This window comes from Streptomyces venezuelae (assembly GCF_008642275.1).
Taxonomy (GTDB): Bacteria; Actinomycetota; Actinomycetes; order Streptomycetales; family Streptomycetaceae; genus Streptomyces; species Streptomyces venezuelae_E.
Genome location: NZ_CP029189.1, coordinates 1 through 16,292 on the forward strand (window position 1 = coordinate 1; position 16,292 = coordinate 16,292).

The window sequence follows — 16,292 nt, forward strand, 5'->3', positions numbered from 1 at the left end:
GGCGTGTGCGAGACCGCCCTGACCCGAACCGATCCCGGCCGCCGGCCCCGGTGACGATCCCGGCGCGGGCTGCGGCTCTCGGCCGCGCCCCGCGTTCCGGCCGCCGCTCCGGATGCACGAGCGGCTGCGCGCGCCCGCCCCCTCCGGCCGAGCGCGGGGTCCGCATGCCCACCCCCCGAAGGCGACGCCCCGCCGCCCTGCGAGTTCCCGGACTGTTCACCCCCAGGTGGCCCCCGCCTTCCCGGAGCCGCCAGGCGCGGCCGGTCATATGGCGACCAAGAGGTCTGGACCATTGAAGTCGCGCCAATCCGTGGCGCATTGACTCCGGTGCCACACTCTCGCAACAAGTGGTCTATACCTTTACCACTAAGGTGGGCCACCTGAAACGGGTACATGCACAGCCGTGGGGGGCTTTATGACCTTATCTCATCTTCCGCAGCCACCATCGGACGCGGAGCTCTACTGGTACTTCGGACCGCAGCGCCGCTGGGTCCTTGTCGGTACCTCGCTCGCCTTCGTCTTCACCGCGGCGACCATGTTCACCTTCGCCCTGCGGACGCCGGCCCTTTGGGCGTTCCTCGCCGTCCTCGGGCTCAACCTCGTCGCCCTCGCCCTCTCCTCCGTCAACAGCCTGCGCCAGCGCCGCCTGACCCGGCAGTCGCACGAGGTGCTCGTCCACGCCTGGCGGCCCGCCGCCCTGCCGGGGGTCGATCTGTACCTGCCCACCTGCGGCGAACCCCTCGACGTCCTGGCCAACGCCTACCGTGCCGTCGCCGCCGTCGACTGGCCGGGAGCGCTGACCGTCTGGGTCCTGGACGACGCCGACCGGCCCGAGGTCGCCGCGCTGGCCGCCTCGTACGGCTACGAGTACGTCGTGCGGCCCGACCGGGGGCATCTGAAGAAGGCCGGCAACCTCAACCACGCACTGACCCTGAGCGGCGCCGAGTTCGTCGCGATCCTGGACGCGGACTTCGCTCCACGGCCGGACTTCCTGCGCCATCTCGTGCCGTACCTGGCCGACCCGGCCGTCGGCATCGTGCAGAGCCCCCAGTGCTTCGACACCGACGAGTCCATGGGATGGATCCAGCGGGCCGCCGGATCCGCGCAGGAGTGGTTCTTCCGCTGGATCCAGCCGTCCCGGGACGCGAGCGACGCCGCCATCTGCTGCGGCAGCAACGCCGTGTACCGGCGCAGCGCGATCGACCTGGCGGGCGGCTTCGCCCGGCTCGACCACAGCGAGGACCTGTACACCGGGCTCGCCCTCCACGAGCAGGGGTTCCGCACCCTGTACGTGCCGGTGCTGGTCGCCAAGGGCACCTCGCCCGACCGGGTCACCTCCTTCGTCAACCAGCAGTACCGGTGGGCGATGGGCAACCTCCACCTGCTCGGTACGCCCGTGCTGCGGCGGATGCGCGCGCCCTGGCGGATGCGGCTGTGCTTCTACGAGGGCATCGTCGGCTATCTGACCACCGCCGTGAACACCTTCGCGGCGCCGCTGCCGCCGCTGGTGATGATGTTCTGGTTCCCGGACCAGATCCGGCCCTGGCACGTCCTGCCCCTGCTGGCCCCGCTGTGGCTGTGGCACGTGCTGCTGCCGCGCATCAGCCGCACCCGCTGGCGGGTGGAGGTCATCCGGGTCAACGTCCTGACCAGCGTGGCCGCCGCGACCGCGTTCGTGCACACGCTGCGGGGGCGCAGCGCCGCCTGGGTTCCCACCGGCGCACGCGGCACGGGGACTCCGGGCGGGATGGCCCGCCGGGTGGTGACCGTCTCGCTCGTCTGGCTCGTCGTGTCCAACGGCGCCGCGGCCGCCGGACTCGCCCTGGCCGTGGCCCGCAACGGGTGGGAGCCCAACTGGGGACTGCTCCTCTACCTCCTGGTGCAGTGCCAGATCAACGTTCCGCTGATCCGGGACCTTGTGGCCGAACTGCATCCGGCCGCGGGGCCGGTGCGCGCCCGGGTGCGGGCCGTGCTGCGCCCGCGCGGTGGTGTGCTGCCGCGCCGCTGGCCCGAGACCGTCGCCGCTTCCGCGGTCCTCCTGCTGACCGGCCTGCTGGCGTCGGGGTGGGTAGACCCGATGCTTCCCTGGCTGAGCTGAAAGGCACCGTCCGCATGTCCTTCCTCGTCACACCCGTGCGGCAGCGGCTTCGCAGGGGCTCCGCCCCGGGGGCCGCAGATGTGCCGTCCGGTTCCCGCTCCGGCAACGAGTCCGGGCCGAGCCCGCACCGGTCCGCCTTCCGTCCCGACATCGAGGGCCTGCGCGCGGTCGCCGTCGTCGCCGTGCTCGCCTTCCACGCCGGTGTTCCCGGCGCGAGCGGCGGTTTCGTCGGCGTGGACGTCTTCTTCGTCATCTCCGGCTACCTGATCACCGGCCTGCTGGTCCGTGAGGCGATCACCACCGGCCGGATCCGGCTCGGTGACTTCTTCTCGCGCCGGGCCCGGCGGCTGCTGCCCTCCGCCGCCGTGGTGCTCGCCACGGTGGCCGTCGCCGGGGCCTGGCTGACCGTACCGCTGGCCCGCCGGGACATGGAGTACGACGTCGTCGCTGCCGCCCTGTCCTTCGCCAACTGGCGGTTCGTGTCGCAGCGGACCGACTATCTCGCCGCCGGGCACGACCAGAGCCCGCTGCTGCACTTCTGGTCCCTCGCCGTCGAGGAGCAGTTCTACCTGTTCTGGGCCCCACTGCTGGCGGTCCTGGTGCTGTGCGCGGCACGCGCGGTCCGCCGGGGCCGGGCCGTGCGGCTCGTCGTGGTGCTGGCGGCCGTCCCGCTCGTGTCGGCCTCGTTCGCGCTGGCGGTGTACTGGACCGGGCACTCCGTGTCGCTCGCGTACCTCGCAACCCCCTCGCGGGTCTGGCAGTTCGGCACCGGCGCGCTGCTCGCCCTGCTTCCCTGGCACCTGATGCGCGGTCCGCGGCCCCTGCGGGTGCTGTGCGGCTGGGCCGGGGCGGTGGCGATCGGCTGGTGCGTCGCGTCGTACGACGCCGGGACCCCCTACCCCGGATACGCGGCGCTCGTACCGACGCTGGGCACCGCTGCCGTGATCCTCTCCGCGACACCCGGCCGGGGCGAGCGGCACACCCCGGGCACCTGGGACGTGGGGCGGCTGCTGGCGGGGCGGGGAGCCCGGGCCGTCGGGCGGCTCTCCTACAACCTGTACCTGTGGCACTGGCCGGTGCTCGTCCTCGCCGAGGCGCGGCTCGGCGCGCTCGGCTGGCCCGCGAAGACCGCGCTGACGCTGGCGGCCGCGCTGCCCGCCCTGGCCACCATGCGCTGGGTCGAGCAGCCGCTGCGCCGCAGCCGTACGGTCTCCGAACTCCCCCGCCGCGGCCTGTCGGTGGGTGTGTCGGCGATCGTGCTGCCGGTGGTCCTCGCGCTGGTGGTGGGGACGACGACGCTGCGCGTGCTGGGCCCGGCCGGCCCGGTCGACACGCAGGGGCTGCCCCCGGGCGCCGCCTCGGGCCCCGGCCTCCTCGCCCGTACGACCGGTACGCCGCTCGTCGACGGACCGGTGGTGCCGAGTCCCGCGCAGGCACGGGGCGACTTCCCGCCGGACGGTGCCTGCGAGGTCTCCCCGGCCGAGACCCGCAGCCCGGAGTGCCTGTTCGGCGCGGTGGACAGCCCGGACCGGATCGTGCTGCTCGGGGACTCGCACGCCGGGCAGTGGTTCTCGCCGTTGCTGGCGCTCGCTTCGCAACGGGGCTGGGCCCTGCAGGAGCTGGTGAAGCAGGGCTGCCCGCTGCCCGAACTGGCGGTGGACAGCCCGCAGCTCGGGCGCGCCTACCGGGAGTGCGACGCCTGGCGGGCGGACTCCCTGGAGCGGCTGCGGCAGCAGCCGAAGCCGCGCCTCGTCGTGATCGCCTCGCTCAACCGCTACACCGAGGACACGGGGCTGCTGGCCCGGGCCTGGGAGAAGACGCTGATCCCGCTGCGGGCCCTGGGGGCACCGATCGTCTACGTCGAGGACACGCCCGTTCCCGGGACGGACATCCCGGCCTGCGTGTCCGGCAGCCCCGGAGCTCCGGCCGACTGCGCGTTCAGCCGCGCCGGCTCACTGCTGCCGGATCCGCTGGCGCAGCGGATCGCGTCCGGTGCGCTGCCCGGCGTACGGAGCGTCGGTGTGAACCAGGTCCTGTGCCCGGGCGCCGGGCCGACCTGCCCGGCCGTGCTCGACCGGATCCTGCTCTACCGGGACGACGCGCACCTGACCAACGCGGCGGCCGTGGTCCTGACCGCCCGGCTGGAGCGGCTGCTCACCGAGGCCGGGCTGCTGCCCGCCGTGGGTGGCGCGGCGGCCTCCGAAGCGAGCACACCGGGGGCGGACGGGTGGACGCGGCTGCTGCGTGACGACTTCGACGGTCCGGCGGGGGCTCCACCGTCCTCCGCCACCTGGCTCCACGACATCGGCACCTGCTATCCGGGCTGCCCCGCGCCGCAGTGGGGCACCGGCGAGATCGAGACGATGACCGACTCGGCCGACAACGTCCGCCTCGACGGGAAGGGCGCGCTGGAGATCGTGCCCACCCGCAAGGACGGGCAGTGGAGTTCGGGGCGGATCGAGACGCGGCGCTCCGACTTCGCGCCGCCGCCCGGCGGGGTCCTGCGGATCGAGGCGGCGATCGCCCTGCCGGACGTGACCGGGGATCGGGCGGCCGGATACTGGCCGGCCTTCTGGACCCTGGGGGCACCGCTGCGCGACGGGTACACGGGGTGGCCGGGTGTCGGGGAACTCGACGTCATGGAGTCCGTGAACGGGCGGGACACCGTCTTCGCCACGATGCACTGCGGCGTCCCGGACGGCGGTCCGTGCCGGGAGCCCGCCGGCCTGAGCTCGGGTCCGCAGCCGTGCGCAGGCTGCCGTACGGGGTTCCACGCGTACGCCGTCGAGCTGGACCTCGCGCCCGGGGCGCAGGAGGTGCGCTGGTATCTGGACGGGCGTGTGTACCACCGGGTGACCGCCGACCGGATGGACCCCGGGACGTGGAGGTCGGCCGTGGACCACGGGCTGTTCCTGATCCTCGACGTGGCGGTCGGTGGCGATCTGCCGCTCTCCGACGGCGCGGGAGCGGGTCCGGCCACCGAACCGGGCCATGCGATGCGGGTGGACCACGTCACCGTCTCGGCCCGGGGCCGGAACACGTAGCGGCACGGAAGCGGGGCGCGCTCCACGGGGTCACCCGGAGCACGCCCGGCATCCGTCCGGATCGGGTCCGCCGCGCGATCAGAACGCGAAGACCGCGTTCCCGTCGACGGTCGCGGACATCACGCAGGCGTTGGAGAAGGTGTGCTTCCACTCGACGCGGCTGCCCTTCCACACCCCGTCGGCGGTGACGGTGACCGGGGCGTAGTGCATCGGGCAGGCGCGGTCCGGGTTCGGCGAGGCCAGCAGGCGGTCCAGCGCTCCGTCCGTGGAGTTGAGGGCGGCGCAGGCGCCGCGCGGGTCCGGGTGGGTGCCCAGGGCGGTCGGGGCGCAGCTGAGGGTGGAGGCCCGGACGACGGTGGAGGTGGCGGCGTCGTCGCCCTGCGCGAGGGTGAAGACGAGGGCCGACGGGGCGTACAGGCTGGAGGGCTGGGCGGCTGCCATGCCGGTGGTGCCCGCCAGGCAGAGGAGCGTGGCGGCGGAGGCAGCTGCGATACGGTGACGCACGACGAAACTCTCTTTCGATTCAAAGGTTGAACGCGATATTTGGTTTCGATATCGCGCCGTTGCATGCCCAGACTGTCTGACGCGAAGACAAGTCGCACACTGATGACCCCTTTACGGACAGAGCATCCGCATATCGGCGACCGAATGGTCGTTCGGGCAGCTCAGAGGGGGCGTCAGCGCCCGGCCGCCGCACCCCGGCGCCGGCCGCCCCGTCCGCGACGTGCGACCCGACCCCTCCCTGACCTGCTGCCGGTCGCGGGCGGTTCACCGGACGGTCACTCAGCTTGACCGGATATGCGCACTCGAACCGCGAGCCCGCCGCATCCGGCCCCAACTCCACGACATCTCAGTAAACTTAGGTAAGCCTTGCCTAAACATGACTTACGATGCCGGTATGAAGAAGATCATCCGCGTACTGACGGCGGTGGCGACCGGACTGGTCCTCGCCGCGTCCGGCACGCTCGCCACGCCGGCCGTGGCCGACTCCGCCCCGGCCGGCACGTCCAGACTCGAACTCCCCAGGCCCACGGGTGACTTCGCCGTGGGCCGCGACACCCTCCACCTGGTGGACCGGGAGCGCAAGGACCCGTGGGTGCCCACGGCCGACCGGGAATTACTCCTGTCGCTCTACTACCCGGCGCTGCCGCACACCGGAACTCCCGCTCCCTACATGAGCGCTCCCGAGGCCAGGGCCCTGCTGACCGACCGGGGGCAGCTCGGCGAGTACGTCACCCCCGAACGCGTCGCGGCCACCCGGACGAACGCACGGACGGGCGCACTGCCCCGGCCCGCCGCGAACGGCCGTCCGCTGATCGTGCTCTCCCCCGGCTTCACCCTGCCCCGCTCCTCGCTGACCACCCTGGCGGAGGACCTCGCCAGCCGCGGGTACGTCGTCGCGGCGGTGGACCACGCGTACGAGTCGGACGGCACCGTCTTCCCCGGCGGCCGGCTGCTCCCGTGCAAGGCGTGCGAGCAGGTGTTCCCCGACGGGTCACTGCACCGGGTCTCCGACGGCCGGGCCCGTGACGTCCCGTTCGTCCTGGACCGGCTGACCGGCCCGCACCCGGCGTGGCGCTACTCCTGGCTGATCGACTCCCGGCACATCGGCATGGCCGGGCACTCGATCGGCGGTGCGGCCGCATCGGCCACCATGGCCGTGGACCCCCGCGTGGACGCCGGGGTCAACATGGACGGCACCTTCTTCACCCCCGTACCCCAGGCCGGTCTCGGCGGACGGCCGTTCCTGATGCTCGCCGGCGACCCCGCCCTGCTGCCGCCCGACTTCCCCGACACCTCCTGGGAGGACACCTGGCCCCGGCTGGACGGCTGGAAGCGCTGGCTGACCGTCACGGGGGCCGGGCATCCGGGCTTCACGGACTGGCCCGTGCTGGGCGACCAGGCCGGGTACCCGCACACGGAGACACCGCTGTCCGGCACCCGCTCCCACCAGATCACGCGGGCGTACGTCGGCGACTTCTTCGACCTGCACCTGCGCGGGAAGCCGGCGCCGCGCCTGAACGGTCCGACGGCGGCCGACCCGGAGGTCGTGTTCCACCGCAGCTGACGCCGTGTACGGGGGCCCGCCGGCCCCGGCGGGCCCCCGCGGCCGCCTCCGTCCTGGCCTCGACCGGGTATCGCGCACCCGAGGTGCTGACCGACCGGAGCAACGCGCTCGGCTCGGCCCACCGGGCCGTCGTCTTCGACGCGTTGACGGCCCGGCTGCGCGCCGTGCGGTAGCGAGGGTGCCGCGGGGCACCTCGTCGGCGCCGGCCGACGGCGTGAAGGCAGGTCGGTCCCCGGCCAGACGGTCGGGCCTACGTACCGCTCGGCGCGGCGGCCGGGAACCGCGCTCCGAACCACTGCTCGGCGCCGAACTCCTCGAACCGCTCCACCTCGGCGAACCCCAGCTTCAGCGCGAGGCGCATCGCACGGTCGTTGGCGGCCTGGGTGCACAGGACCACCGGCTCGCCCGGCTGCGCCCCGGCGAACCAGTCGAGTGCCGCCGCGCACGCCTCGGCGGCGTACCCGTGTCCCCATGCCTGCGGGAGGAACATGCAGCCGAGTTCGGTCTCTTGGGCCTCCGGGCGGATGTGCCCCCGGCGCTCGGCGGCGCGCCGGTCGAGCGTGATCATGCCGATCATCGCTCCGTCGAGATCGATCACGAAGAAGCCGGGGCGCCGCCCGGGCACCTCGGGCCCGGTTCGTTCGAGGTCGGCACGCGGTCGGGGGCCACCGACGTAGGTGCCCACCTCCGGCGATGCGAACAGCTCGATGAACGTCGCCCGGTCCCGGGCCTCGGACTGGCGGAGCACGAGCCGTTCGGTCCTGATCGGGGCCGGGGGCCAGGTGACAACACTGTGTTCGATCATGACATCCAACCTACCCGGGAACCGTCCGGGCGGTCCGGGCGCCGACCGGTGCGCGCGTCGGCCGGCGGATGCGGTTCGCCGTTCAACTACCCTGCGGACCGGCCAGGTTGGCCCGGAGGCGGGCACACCCCGGGAATCCCACGACTGCGGCCGCATATCTCCCCCTGCACTCCACAATTAGGTTAGGCTTACCTAAGAGTGGGGGTGCGGGGATGCAGGACAAAGCGCGAGACCAAGCGCAGCAGGACGAATGGGCCGACGAAGTGCTGGCCTGGATGAGCTCCCAGGAGGAGATGGACCGGGCGCTGCGGGACGCACTGCGCCGCACGCCCAGCCAGCGGGAGGAGACGATCGCCCGGATGGCGGACGCCCTTCGCGGCGCGGCCCAGGGACTGACCATCCCCGGGTGCGCGGCGGCGGCCGGAGTTCCCGAGCGCATCCTGAACGAGTGGATGGAGATCGACGCCAGCTTCGCCACGGCGCTGCGTGCGGCGCACGCACTGGCCGAGGCGCACGGACTGAGACCGGGGGCGACACCCAGCCCGGCCGCGTTGCAGCTGATGCTGAACGCGATCCGCAAAGGGGCCGCCTGGCCGGCCGCGGCGACCCTCGTGGGCATCTCCGTGCGTGGGTTCAACCGCCTGCGCGCCGAGGCTCCGCCCGTGGGGGCCCTGATCGCGGCCGCCCAGCGGGCGCGCTCGATCCAGGCGGGTGCGGCGCGGCGGCGCAGACCTCCCAAGCAGGCGAGCCGCCGGGTCGGGTACCGGATCGTCCAGCTCGACGACCCGCTCCTGTCCCCGGACAGCCGGCCGGACGAAGCCGCGGACGGGGCGAACGGCCGTTCCGCGCACAGCGACTGAGCACCCGATCACACCGAGACCGAATCCGAAGGGCGCCGCCTGCCCCACCTAGGTATTACTTAGGTTAGGCTAAGCTAAGTAACGAATGAGGGGCTGGGCATCCTCCGCCCCTCGTCGAGCTCCGCGCGCCCGTTCACCACCGGCGCTCCGCGCAGCGCCGGTGACAAGGAGATCCAGCCGTGGGCCCTGTGACCATAGACCCTTATCCGATGCCCACCCAGGACCTCGTGCCGCGCTCCGTGGCGCCGTGGTCCGTCGACCCCGACCGGGCCGCTCTGCTGATACACAACATGCAGAACCACCTGCTCCGGCCCTTTTCCCGCGACCGCCCACCCCTCGTGGACCTGATCGGCAACATCGCCGGCCTGCGCAGGTGCGCGCGCAGGCTCGGACTCCCGGTCGTCTTCAGCACCGTACCGGCGGGTGAGCGCCCCGAACAGCGGGGCCTCGCCGCCGAGATGGGGACCGAGCCGGCAGCGGACCGCGACGTGTCGGTCACCGAGGAACTGACCCCGCGCCGGGGGGAGCACGTGATCGCCAACGCGCGGCACAACGCCTTCCTCCGCAGCCACCTGGAGCGCATCCTGCGCACCTCGGGCCGGGACCAGCTGATCCTGTGCGGCGTGTTCGCCCACTCCGGCGTACTGCTCACCGCCGCGGACGCGTTCATGAACGACATCCAGCCGTTCGTCGTCGCCGACGCGGTGGCGGACACCTCCGCGGAGGAGCACGCGCTCGCCCTGCGCTGGACGGCCGCACGAGGCGCCGTCGTACACACCACCACGACCCTCATCGACGAACTGGAAGCCTGAATGACGACCGCACACCCCACCCCATGAGCGGACGGACCGCGCCGCGGGCGCGCACGCTCATCGAGGCACTGCCGTGGCTGGAGCGGTTCCAAGGGCGCACGGTCGTGGTCAAGTTCGGCGGCAACGCCATGGTGAACGAGGAGCTGAAGGCGGCCTTCGCCCAGGACGTGGTCTCCCTGCGCTACGCGGGGCTGCGACCGGTCGTCGTGCACGGGGGCGGCCCGCAGATCAGCGCGATGCTCGAACAGCTCGCGCTGGAGGTCCGGTTCGCGGCGGGGCTGCGGGTGACGACCCCCGCGGTGATGAACGTCGTCCGCATGGTGCTGGCCGGCCAGGTCCAGCGGGACATCGTCAACCTGATCAACCGTCACGGCGCCTTCGCCGTGGGGATGACCGGTGAGGACGCCCGCACCCTGTCCGCCGTCCGGCGGCCGGCCCTGGTGGACGGCGCCGAGGTGGACATCGGCCTGGTGGGCGAGATCGTGCACGTCGACCCCGAGACCGTACGGGGGCTGCTGGAGCGCGGCCGCATCCCGGTGATCTCCCCCATCGCCCGGGGGGCCGGGGACGACGACGTCTACAACATCAACGCGGACCTCGCGGCCGCCGCCCTCGCCGAGGCCCTGGACGCCGAGAAGCTCGTGATGCTCACCGACGTCGCGGGCCTCTACGCGGACTGGCCGCACAGCACGGAGATCATCGACCGGCTCACGGCCACCGAACTGGCCCACATGCTCCCGTCGATGGCGGGAGGCATGGTGCCCAAGATGGAGGGCTGCCTGCGTGCGGTGCGCTCCGGTGTGCGGATGGCACACGTCCTGGACGGCAGGGTCCCGCACGCCCTGGTCCTGGAGGTCTTCGCCGACGAGCACACCGGCACCACGGTGGTGCCCGACGGCCCGCCCGACGGGGAGCACCTCCTCCACTGAACCGGGAGGGCCGGCCTGCCACGGCCCTCCCCCCTCCGCACCCCGGCGCCGACAGGCTCCGGGGCCGTCCGTGTGCCCAACTCCGGCCGTCGCAGAACCGGTTGCGGCCGTACGAAACGGTCGCCGGTCCAACTTGACAGCTTCCGGCCTGTCAGAGATGTTAGGCCAGCCTTACCTAACCAAATAGGGTAGGACCGAGGAAGGATGGGCATGTCCGCACCGCACGCGAGCTCCACACCCGGGGACGCTCTCCCGGACATCAGGGACCTGGTGGGCATCGGCTTCGGGCCGGCCAACCTGGCCCTGGCGATAGCGATCCGGGAGCACAACGGCCGACGCGCCGCCGGCGAGACGATCCAGGCCTCGTTCATCGAGCGCCAGGACGACTTCGGATGGCACCAGGGCATGCTCCTCGAAGGGGCCACCATGCAGGTCTCCTTCCTGAAGGACCTGGTGACGATGCGCAATCCCGGGAGCTCCTTCAGCTTCCTGCACTACCTGCAGGACCGGGACCGGCTGGCCGACTTCATCAACCAGAAGTCCTTCTTCCCCACCCGCCTGGAGTTCCACGACTACTTCCGCTGGTGCGCCGCCTCGTTCAGCGGGCTGGTCGACTACGCGACCGAGGCCGTCGAGGTGCGCCCGGCGGGTCCGGCCGGCGCCGCGGACCACCTGGACGTCATCACCCGGCCCGCGTCCGGCGGCGGACCCCTGCGCGCCACCCGCACCCGCAACCTCGTGCTCGGGACCGGGCTGCGCCCCCGCGTCCCGGACGGGATCACCCTCGGCCCGCACATCTGGCACAACCGCGACCTGCTGCACCGCGCAACGGAACTGACGGTCCGTCCGCACCGCCGGTTCGCCGTCGTGGGCGCCGGGCAGTCCGCCGCCGAGACCGCCGACCATCTGCACCGGACCTTCCCGGACGCCGAGGTCTGCGCCGTGTTCACCCGGTACGGGTACAGCCCGGCCGACGACAGCCCGTTCGCCAACCGGATCTTCGACCCGGCTGCCGTCGACGAGTTCTTCGGCGCCCCGGAGGAAGTGAAGCGGCAGCTCATCGGCTACCACGCCAACACCAACTACGCGGTGGTGGACGGCGATCTGATCGAACAGCTCTACCGGACCGTCTACCAGGAGAAGGTCGCCGGCACCGAACGGCTGCGCGTCATGAACGCGACCGCCCTGACCACCGTGGAGGAACTCCCGGACGGCGCGCGGGCCGTGGTGCGCTCCCTGACCACGGGAGAGTCCCTCACCCTCGACTGCGACGCGGTGGTGCTGGCCACCGGGTACCGTCCCACCGAGCCGGCGGAGCTGCTCGGCGACCTGGCCGGGGAGTGCCTCACGGACGGGCAGGGCAGGCTGCGCGTGGGCCGCGACCACCGGGTGGAGACCACCGACCGCGTCCGGGCCGGCATCTACGTCCAGGGCGCCGCCGCCGAGCACACCCACGGCATCACCGCCTCGCTGCTGTCCACGCTGGCCGTGCGTTCCGGCGAGATCTGCGACTCCCTGCTGCTGCGCGTCGCCGAGCGCGAGGTGCGGGCCCGGCTTGCGACCAGGGCGGCGACCGTCGCCGAGGGCGTCCCCGCCCACCGGGGCTGAGCGGCCGTGCCGCGCACCGAACCCCCGGCACCCGCCGGGCCGCCCGGACTCACCGCGGCGCAGGCGCACATCCTGGCGGCGCAGAGCGCGGATCCCTCGTACGCCGGGCACAACGTAGGCCAGTACATCGAGCTCTTCGGCCCGATCGACACGGCCGCGCTCGACGAGGCCGTGCGGCGCACCCTCGACGAGGCGCCCTGGCTGCGCCCGCGGCCGACGACCCGGGACGGCGGCCTGCCGCGCCTGGACACCTCCGCGGCGGCCGACCCGGTGGGCGCCGCCGTCGATCTGGTGCGCGGCCAGCTCGCCTGCCCGCCCCGGCCCGAGCTGCTCACCGCCCCGGGGGGTACCGGCCTCGCACCCGGCCTGGCCGGCGCCCTGCTCGTCACCGCCGGTCCCGAACACCACCTGCTGGTGCAGTACTTCCACCTGCTGGCCGTCGACGGGTACGGGGTGGCGCTGCTCGGCCGGCGGATCGCCGAGGTCTACACGGCCCTGGTGCGCGGCCGCCCGCCCGGCCCCACCCCCTTCGCGCCGGTCTCCGTACTGGCCGACGCGGACCGCGCCTACACCGGCTCGCCGGCGCAGGCCGCGGACCAGGAGTACTGGACCCGGCGGTACGCCGACCGCCCCGCGCCCGTGTCCCCCGCCGGCCGGGCGGCACCGGCCCAGGACACCACGCGGCGGCACACCGTGCACCTCGGCGCGGCGGACGGCGCGGCCCTGCGCGCCACCGCCCGCTCCGCGCACGTCACCTGGGCCGAGGCCGTGCTCGCCGCGACGGCGGTACGGGTGACCGCGCACACCGGCGCGCGCGAGGCGGTCCTCGCCGTGTACGTGACGGCGCGGACCGGCCCGGGGACGCTGCGGGTGCCCGGTACAGCGGTGAACGTCCTGCCGGTGCGGCTGCCGGTCCGGGGGGCGGACACCTTCCGGTCGCGGCTGCGCGCGGCGGCCGGCGAGCTGGCCCTGCTCCGCCGTCACCAGCGGCTGCGCGGCGAGGAACTGGCGCGCGAGGTGTGGCCGGAGTACGGCGGCGGCCGGGTCCCCGGGCCACTGGTCAACCTGCGCCCGTTCGACACGGAGCTGGACTTCGCCGGCATCCGCGGCCGGGTCGTCAGCCTCGCCTCCGGGCCGGTCGACGACCTGTCGGTGTCCGCCGCACCGGGCTCGGACGGGCGGCTGCGCCTGGACTTCGACGTGAACCCGGCGCTCTACGAGGCGGCCGAACCGGCCCGGTTCGCGGGCCTGTTCACGGAGCACCTGGCGGCGCTCTGCCGCGCCCCCGACGTGCCGGTCGCCTCCCTGCCGGCCGCCCCCTCCCACCCCTGACCCCATCCCCGAACCGACCGTCCCGGTCATCACCCCAAGGAGAGACACCATGGCCACCAACCCCTTCGAGGACGACGACGCCCGCTACTTCGTGCTCGTGAACCATGAGAACCAGCACTCGCTCTGGCCCGCCTTCGCGGAGGTGCCCGCGGGCTGGACCGTCGTGCACGGCGAGGACAGCCGGGAGGGCTGCGCCGCGTACACGGAGGCGCACTGGACCGACATGCGGCCCGCCAGCCTGGTCGCCAGGAGCTGATCCAGGGGGCCGTCCGGCCCCCTGCGGTCCCACGCGCGGGGCCGGACCGGAGACGTGCTCCGGTCCGGCCCCGGTCGTGTGGGGACCGTACGGTTCACAGCCTCCGGGAGAGCACCTCGGAGCCGCGTGCGGGGTCCAGCGCCCCCGCCCAGGCCGCCGGCACCCGTCCCGGACCGGCAGGCAGGAAGCCGTGCCGGCGGAAGAACGCCGCGCCACTCGTGGTCGCTGTGAAGACCTCCCGTACGAGGCGGCTTCCGGCGTCGGCGAGCGCCGCGCGCAGCAGGGCCGCGCCCAGCCCCTGGCCCTGGTTCCCCGGAGCCACACAGAAGTTGTAGAGCACGGCGGCGCCCTCCCCCTCGTCGCTCAGGGCGAGAGCGCCCAGGACCGTGCCGCGGCCGCGACCGGTCGCGAGGAGGAACTCCCCGGCGTGCGCCAGGTAGTGGTCGATGCTGCGCGGACGCAGGGCACCGGAGCGGGTGAAGGGCAGTGAGAGGGCGTGCAGGGCGGGGGCGTCGTGCAGACGCGCCCGTCGGACCAGCGGCGGGAGGCCGTCCGTGCCGTGCAGCGGGGGGCGGGGGGTGGCGGCAGTCATCACGAACTTAGGTTAGCCTTCCCTAAGTTGAGCTGCAATTCCGCCTCGCGTCCCAACGCATCACACGCAGAGGCCAGTTCATCCAAGCGGCAGCCACATGTTCACCACACCCGGCTTGACGTGCACCTTCGCATTTAGTTAGGTAAGCCTTACCTAATGGAATGCTGGATGCCGCCGCCTCCCCCGACCCCCCGAGGAGAGAGTCACTCCATGTCCACCGCCCCGTCCTTCACGCTCGACCGGCTGGTCCGCGATGTAGCCGACGTGCTCTACACGGAGCCCTCCGACGTCTCCCTGGAGGAGGACCTGCTGGACCAGGGTCTCGACTCCATCCGGCTGATGTCGCTCGTCGAGAAGTGGCGGGCCGAAGGCGCCCGCGTCAGCTTCGTGGACCTCGCCGAACGGCCCACCCTGCGCCAGTGGGCCGAGCTGCTCACGACCGCCCCCTGATCCCCGCCCCTCCCCACACCTGCCCGCCCCGGAGCCTGCCGTGCCTCTGCGTGACTTCGTCATAGACATCGAACCCCTGCGCACCAGCAGGGACTTCCGCGCCATCTTCATCGCCCGCGTGGTGTCCCTGTTCGGCCTCGGCATGGCGACGGTGGCCCTGTCCGCCCAGGTGTACGGACTGACGCGCTCGACCTTCGACGTCGCCGTCGCCAGCATGATCATGAGCGTCACCGTGCTGCTCGGCTCGCTCTGGGGCGGTGTCATGGCCGACCGGACCGACCGCCGGCGCCTGATCGTGTGTGCCCGCGGCGCCGCCGCCCTCGCGTTCGCCGGCCTCGCCGTGAACGCGATGCTGCCCGACCCCACCCTGTGGGGCATCTACGTGTGCGTCGCCTGGGACGGCCTGGCCACCGGTGTCAGCGTGACGGCCCTGATGGCAGTCGCCCCGACGCTCGTCCGCCCCGACCAGCTCCCGGCCGCGGGCGCACTCATCTCACTGACCGGTGAGATCGGCTCCGTCAGCGCGCCCTTCCTGGGCGGTGTGCTCCTGGCGCTGTGGGGGCCCGGCCCCGTCTTCGCCTTCACCGCCGTCACCACGGCCGTCACCACGCTCCTGATCTCCCGGATCCGGCCCCTGCCGCCGGTCAAGGACGACGAGGACGACGAGGAGTACGGCGCCGACAGCGGGTCCCTGCTGGTCGCCTTCAAGTACGCGGTGCGCAACCGCGTCGTCGGCGGACTGCTCGCACTCGGCGGCGTGATGGCCCTCTTCAACCTCCCGGTCGTCCTCTTCCCGGAGATGGTCGACCGGCAGTTCCACGGCGGCGAGGTCATGCTCGGCCTCCTCTACACCGCCCCCGCGGTCGGCGCCGTCGCCGTCTCCGCCACGAGCGGCTGGCTGACCCGGGCCGCCCGGCCCGGCCGGCTGCTGATCGTCGCGGCGTTCACGGGCGGTCTGTCCGCCATCGGCTTCGGCCTCAGTGGCAGCATCTGGGTCGCCTTCGCGATGCTCGCCGTCGGCGGCGCCGCCGGAACGGTGTACGAGATCCTCGAATACGCCCTCGTCCAGCACAGCACCCCGGACCGGCTGCGCGGCCGCATCGTCAGCGTCATCACCACCCAGGGCACGACCGGAGGCGTCGTCGGCGACGTCGAGATCGCGGCCCTCGCCCGCTGGTTCAGCCCCGGTGGCGCGGCCGTCGTCAACGGCGCGATCTGCGCCGTCGCCGCCCTCGCCGTGGCGATCGCCGTACCGGGCCTGCGCAGGGCCACCCTCCCCCGCGAGGAGCGGGACGAGGAGGGCGGGCCCGACGACGGGCCCGGGCCCGGCCCCGCCGCCGCGGGCCTGCAGCCCGCCGCCCCCTCCGCCTGACGGGTCTGCCGGGTCTCCCCCGCCCGCAGGCCCCCGTATCCCGTCGACCTCCCCCGGCCGGTCCCG

The 16,292-nt window shown here is 73.3% G+C and carries 14 protein-coding genes; 11 read left to right on the forward strand and 3 right to left on the reverse strand.

Annotation, left to right across the window (positions count from 1 at the left end; genetic code table 11):
- The first annotated feature begins 415 nt into the window (after positions 1 to 415).
- Together DEJ51_RS00005 and DEJ51_RS00010 are read left to right on the forward strand one after the other, a co-directional pair.
- Positions 416 to 2,098 (forward strand): glycosyltransferase family 2 protein, encoded by a 1,683-nt coding sequence (locus DEJ51_RS00005; protein WP_150255125.1) that lies wholly within the window; start codon positions 416 to 418, stop codon positions 2,096 to 2,098.
- Between the two features lie 14 nt (positions 2,099 to 2,112).
- Entirely contained in the window at positions 2,113 to 5,142 is a 3,030-nt protein-coding gene (locus DEJ51_RS00010; protein ID WP_150255127.1) for an acyltransferase family protein, read from the forward strand.
- A 78-nt stretch (positions 5,143 to 5,220) separates the two neighbouring features.
- On the opposite strand, the gene DEJ51_RS00015 is transcribed toward DEJ51_RS00010, so the two are convergent.
- Positions 5,221 to 5,646 (reverse strand): subtilase-type protease inhibitor, encoded by a 426-nt coding sequence (locus DEJ51_RS00015; protein WP_223835576.1) that lies wholly within the window; start codon positions 5,644 to 5,646, stop codon positions 5,221 to 5,223.
- 394 nt (positions 5,647 to 6,040) lie between these two features.
- Between DEJ51_RS00015 and DEJ51_RS00020 the strand changes: the two genes are divergently transcribed.
- Positions 6,041 to 7,210: an alpha/beta hydrolase family protein gene (locus tag DEJ51_RS00020; protein WP_150255129.1), complete on the forward strand. Its 1,170-nt coding sequence runs from the start codon at positions 6,041 to 6,043 to the stop codon at positions 7,208 to 7,210.
- Positions 7,211 to 7,460: 250 nt separating this feature from the next.
- Here the strand turns inward: DEJ51_RS00020 and DEJ51_RS00025 are convergent, their stop codons facing one another.
- On the reverse strand, positions 7,461 to 8,015 hold the full coding sequence (locus tag DEJ51_RS00025; protein WP_150255130.1) for a GNAT family N-acetyltransferase: 555 nt from the start codon (positions 8,013 to 8,015) through the stop codon (positions 7,461 to 7,463).
- A 212-nt stretch (positions 8,016 to 8,227) separates the two neighbouring features.
- On the opposite strand from DEJ51_RS00025, the gene DEJ51_RS00030 reads away from it, so the two are divergent.
- The 6 genes from DEJ51_RS00030 to DEJ51_RS00055 all read left to right on the forward strand — a co-directional run bounded on the left by DEJ51_RS00030 (position 8,228) and on the right by DEJ51_RS00055 (position 13,812).
- Entirely contained in the window at positions 8,228 to 8,875 is a 648-nt protein-coding gene (locus tag DEJ51_RS00030; protein ID WP_150255132.1) for a hypothetical protein, read from the forward strand.
- A 209-nt stretch (positions 8,876 to 9,084) separates the two neighbouring features.
- Entirely contained in the window at positions 9,085 to 9,687 is a 603-nt protein-coding gene (locus tag DEJ51_RS00035) for an isochorismatase family protein (RefSeq protein ID WP_150255134.1), read from the forward strand.
- A 23-nt stretch (positions 9,688 to 9,710) separates the two neighbouring features.
- Complete coding sequence (gene argB / locus DEJ51_RS00040; protein WP_150255135.1) at positions 9,711 to 10,616, forward strand: acetylglutamate kinase; 906 nt, start codon at positions 9,711 to 9,713, stop codon at positions 10,614 to 10,616.
- A gap of 210 nt (positions 10,617 to 10,826) precedes the next feature.
- On the forward strand, positions 10,827 to 12,224 hold the full coding sequence (locus tag DEJ51_RS00045; RefSeq protein ID WP_150255137.1) for a lysine N(6)-hydroxylase/L-ornithine N(5)-oxygenase family protein: 1,398 nt from the start codon (positions 10,827 to 10,829) through the stop codon (positions 12,222 to 12,224).
- Positions 12,225 to 12,230: 6 nt separating this feature from the next.
- On the forward strand, positions 12,231 to 13,556 hold the full coding sequence (locus tag DEJ51_RS00050; protein ID WP_150255139.1) for a condensation domain-containing protein: 1,326 nt from the start codon (positions 12,231 to 12,233) through the stop codon (positions 13,554 to 13,556).
- Between the two features lie 49 nt (positions 13,557 to 13,605).
- Positions 13,606 to 13,812: an MbtH family protein gene (locus DEJ51_RS00055; RefSeq protein WP_150255140.1), complete on the forward strand. Its 207-nt coding sequence runs from the start codon at positions 13,606 to 13,608 to the stop codon at positions 13,810 to 13,812.
- A gap of 94 nt (positions 13,813 to 13,906) precedes the next feature.
- Here the strand turns inward: DEJ51_RS00055 and DEJ51_RS00060 are convergent, their stop codons facing one another.
- On the reverse strand, positions 13,907 to 14,404 hold the full coding sequence (locus tag DEJ51_RS00060) for a GNAT family N-acetyltransferase (protein ID WP_150261586.1): 498 nt from the start codon (positions 14,402 to 14,404) through the stop codon (positions 13,907 to 13,909).
- A gap of 210 nt (positions 14,405 to 14,614) precedes the next feature.
- Between DEJ51_RS00060 and DEJ51_RS00065 the strand changes: the two genes are divergently transcribed.
- Positions 14,615 to 14,854, forward strand: coding sequence for a phosphopantetheine-binding protein (locus DEJ51_RS00065; RefSeq protein ID WP_150255142.1), 240 nt, complete (start codon positions 14,615 to 14,617; stop codon positions 14,852 to 14,854).
- 40 nt (positions 14,855 to 14,894) lie between these two features.
- On the forward strand, positions 14,895 to 16,226 hold the full coding sequence (gene entS / locus DEJ51_RS00070) for an enterobactin transporter EntS (RefSeq protein ID WP_150255144.1): 1,332 nt from the start codon (positions 14,895 to 14,897) through the stop codon (positions 16,224 to 16,226).
- Positions 16,227 to 16,292 lie beyond the last annotated feature (66 nt).